Source organism: Actinomycetota bacterium, from assembly GCA_035759705.1.
Taxonomy (GTDB): Bacteria; Actinomycetota; CADDZG01; order JAHWKV01; family JAHWKV01; genus JAJCYE01.
The window spans coordinates 1-3,742 of the sequence record DASTUJ010000184.1 but is presented as its reverse complement, the minus strand read 5'-3'; the positions used below and the strand labels follow the sequence as shown (position 1 = coordinate 3,742).

Genomic DNA, 3,742 nt, shown 5'->3' with positions numbered 1-3,742 from the left:
GGCGCTCATCCCCGAGCACGCGTTGCACCGGGCACAGCCGGCCTTCACGTTCGACGACGTAAACCCGCTCGCAACCAGGTGCGGAACCACCTGGCGGTACATCGACTCCACGTATTCCGGCGGCGGCGGAAGGAGATCCTGAAGGATGCTCCCGGGGATCGGGCGGATCGGGACCACGAACGGGTAGACGCCCATGTCGATCGCCCGCCGGCAGCCGTCGGCGGTCAGCTTGGGGTCCTCACCCATGCCGAGGATCACGTAGGTGGAGACCTGTCCCTCCCCGAAGACCTCGACCGCCTTCTCCCAGGCGGTGAAGTAGGCCTCTATGCCCCTCTTCGCCTTGCCGGGGGCTACGCGGGCGAAGACCTCCGGGTCGAATGACTCGACGTGCATTCCGACCGAGTCGACGCCCATCTCCTTCACTTGTGCGAACACCGACAGGTCGTCCGGCGGCTCGAACTGGCCCTGGACCGGAAGGCCGCACGACTCCTTGATGGCCTTGGCGCATTTGGCCACGTAGAGGGCCCCTTTGTCGGGAGCGTTGTTGGTGCCGGTGGTGAGGGTGACGTCGACGGCTCCGTCGAGCTCCTTGGCGGCCTTGGCCACCTCGGCGAGCTGAGCCGGCTTCTTGACCGGGATGGTCCGCCCGGCCTCCAGGGATAGCTCGATGCCGCAGAAGTGGCACTGGTCCTCGTTGCCCCAGTAGACGCAGGTTTGGATCACCGTGCTGGCCAGGGAGTCGAGGTGCAGGAGGGCGATCTTCCAGTAGGGGATGCCGTCTGAGGTGGTCAGCTCGTAGCACTTCGGGCGGGGAGGAACCGTGGCCGCTGCAAGCCTCTGTCCGTCCCGGTAAAGCTGCCAGCCGGAGTCCTCTTCCTTCAGGACGAACGGGGAGGTGGCCACGAACTCGGCGCCGAAGGGAAAAGTAACCGGGACGCCTTCGATCCACATCATTCCGGCATCGGACGGGCCGGCGCCCCCGGTTCGAGCCCCGATGTCCTCCACCTGGACCCCGTACCGCTGGAGCTCGACGAGGAGTTTTCCAAGGTCGGGTTTTACGTCTACCGCGCTGCCGTCACCGTTGGGGCCCATTCAGCTCCTCCGAACTTTTATCGAGGAAGTGAAGCTGCTTTTTCTCAGCAACGTCGCGTTGAGTGGCCGTACCCTGACGTCCACCTTAGGAAACGTGCCGTGAACACTTTAAGAAACGTTCATTTCTCAACCGATATTCTCCGCCCCTTCCGCGCTGGCTGTCAAAGGGGTTTGAGGACTCTTTAACGAGCTTTTAATGATTCGATCGCCTGCTGCCACAGTCGGTAGTCCGAGAAGGTCTGTCGATCGCCGGGCGGGATCTCCGAAAGCCAAGCTCCGGTCTGCGGATCGAGCCTTACAACCTCGACCCCGAACTCGATCCCGTCGCCGGATTCATCCAGACTCTCCTCCGCCCAGGCGTGGATTCCGGTGCCGTCGGACAGTTGCATCTCGACGCTGTGCCACGGCGGGAACGGCATTCGAAGAAACGGTGGGGAGCCCTCCAGGTCCACCCAGGAGTCGCCCTGTGACCGTGCTTGGTCGATCCGTCTTTTCATCGCGTCCCGGCGCGTCTCGGCCAGGACCTCCCGGTAGCGAAGGCAGAATGCGGCGCCGAGCACGAGATCGAGGTCGACTCCTTGGGTGGGCAGCGATAGGGCTTCGGCGGCTCTGCCGGCGATGTCGAGGCCCTCATCGAATGCATCGACGAGAGCCTCGACATCCCGGACGGACCCGAGCTCGTCGCATATCCCGCGAACGAGCGACGTGTGCCGTTCGAAGCCTGCGGGCGAACTGAGCAGCGCCGGGTAGAGCTGCTGCTCGGCGGTATTCCAGCGCCGAATCGCTTCCTGCTGTTTCAGTTTTTGGGGGTCACCCGACACCAAGGGCTCGGGTGGTTCGAACGTCCCCGTTCCTAGAGGTTCCAGGTGTTCATCTGGAAGGCCCGCTCCCGCCACGCGGTCAGCGCCGCATCCGCAATGTCGCGCGGGTGGACCGGGATAACGCCCTCCATCATGTCGACCTCGCGCATGCCGTACAGGGCTGCGGCGGAGAACCGGCAGGCGTAGACCTTGCCGCCCTCGTCCATGATCGTCTGCAGCTGGTTGTTGTAGTTCATGTGACCCGGGAAGGCCACGTCCCCGACGTTCGGGAAACCGCGGGTCGCCGATGCCATCAGCGACGCGGGGCCGAACAGCACGAGGCTGACGTCGAATCCCTTACGGATGAGCCGGGTGGTGGTCAGCATGTTGACGATGCCGACCGACCCCTCGAAGGGAACCGTGTGCATGAAGACGTATGCCTTCTCGCCGGGCTCTGCCTGGACGTCCTCGAAGACCTTGTCGTCGTAGTCGACGATGGCCGAACCCTTCGCTACTCGCTCACCAACGATGTCTGCCATGCACAACCTCCCTTTACTCGGTGCGTCGTTGACTTGCTGCGGCTTCAACTAAAGTTTGGAACTTCCTCCCCAGTCCTTGTGGTGGCTGCCCGGCATGGCCATCATCACGATCTTGGTCAACCGGTAGGGCAGCCGACGGTAGATGGGTACGAACAGCCGGCGAAAGAAGATGTCCTTGAATGTGGCTCCGGTCACCGGGGGTTCGGTGCCCATGTACTTTTTGGCCATCTCGCGCTGTGAGGCCTCCATCAGGTAGTGCTCTGAGTTGGAGCGAACCCATTGGAAGAACCCCATCAGGACTTGAGGGAAGCGAGGCCGTTCTGTGCGGCCATAGCGATGGGCTCGTTCAGGGCCCCGATCGGCGGTGAGTACACGTTCTCCATCCAGGCCAGGTCGTGAAGAGTCACGCCGGTCTTGACGGCCACCGCCAGGAAGTCGGCCCTCTCCTTGATGCCCTCGCCGCCCACCATCTGGGCGCCGATCAGCTTCAGCGTGCCCGGCTCGGCCAGCAGCTTTACCCGCACCGGCTTCATGTCCGGGTAGTAGCGTGCGCGGGAGATTCCCTGCGCAACGCCGAGGACGAACGGGATGCCGAGGGCGGTCGCCAGCGTCTCGCCAAATGAGACTCCGCCGATCATCCACTTGCCCGCGACCATGCCCCACGGGACGTAAACCGGCTGGTAGAGGCGGTCGCCGCCCACGGCGCTGTTGCCTGCGACCTTGCCCTGGGCGTACGCGTGGCTGCCGGAGAGGCCCTGGATTGGAATCTTCGTGATGCCGTGCGGCAGCTCGTTGCAGTCGCCGGCGGCGAACACGCCGGGCTTGGAGGTGGCCATGCGCTGGTCGACGATGATCCCGCCGGTCGACCCGATGTCCAGCCCCGCCTCGCGGGCGAGCTTGTTGTTCGGGGTCTTGTGGGTGCAGATCACCACCAGGTCGGCTTCGAGCTCGCCTTCGTTGGTCTGGACTGCGCGGACCTTGCCTTCGCCCAGGAACGCCTCGACTTTGGTGTTGTAGTGGCTGATCACGCCCATCTCGGTCCACGAGTCCATGACCGGCTTCATGATGTCCGGGTCTCCGACCTCGGCAAGCGCCCACGGATGGGGGTCGACCAGATGGGTCTCGATGCCCCGGTGCGCCAGGGCGGTGACCATCTCGAGGCCCAGCGGGGAGGCCTCGACGACAACCGCCTTTTTCACGCTGTCGAGGATCTTGTCCCACTCCATCGCCTGACGGATGTTCTTTACGTAATAGAGGCCTTCGAGGTCGGTGCCGGGTACACCGGGGTCCTTGTAGTTGAAGCCGGTGGCG

General features: G+C 63.9%; 5 protein-coding genes. All 5 read right to left on the bottom strand.

Translation table 11 applies throughout. The annotated features are described in order from the left end of the window. Positions 1–1,092 (bottom strand): MSMEG_0568 family radical SAM protein (locus tag VFV09_12790; GenBank protein ID HEU4868590.1); only part of this gene is annotated, 1,092 nt, incomplete at its 3' end. A 182-nt stretch (positions 1,093–1,274) separates the two neighbouring features. Then, entirely contained in the window at positions 1,275–1,913 is a 639-nt protein-coding gene (locus VFV09_12785; GenBank protein ID HEU4868589.1) for a hypothetical protein, read from the bottom strand. A 32-nt stretch (positions 1,914–1,945) separates the two neighbouring features. After that, positions 1,946–2,431: an MSMEG_0572/Sll0783 family nitrogen starvation response protein gene (locus VFV09_12780; protein HEU4868588.1), complete on the bottom strand. Its 486-nt coding sequence runs from the start codon at positions 2,429–2,431 to the stop codon at positions 1,946–1,948. Between the two features lie 48 nt (positions 2,432–2,479). After that, positions 2,480–2,725, bottom strand: a complete 246-nt coding sequence (locus VFV09_12775) for a hypothetical protein (protein HEU4868587.1) — start codon at positions 2,723–2,725, stop codon at positions 2,480–2,482. Next, a partial coding sequence (locus tag VFV09_12770; GenBank protein ID HEU4868586.1) for an FAD-dependent oxidoreductase occupies positions 2,725–3,742 on the bottom strand: 1,018 nt, incomplete at its 5' end. The genes VFV09_12770 and VFV09_12775, both read right to left, overlap by 1 nt.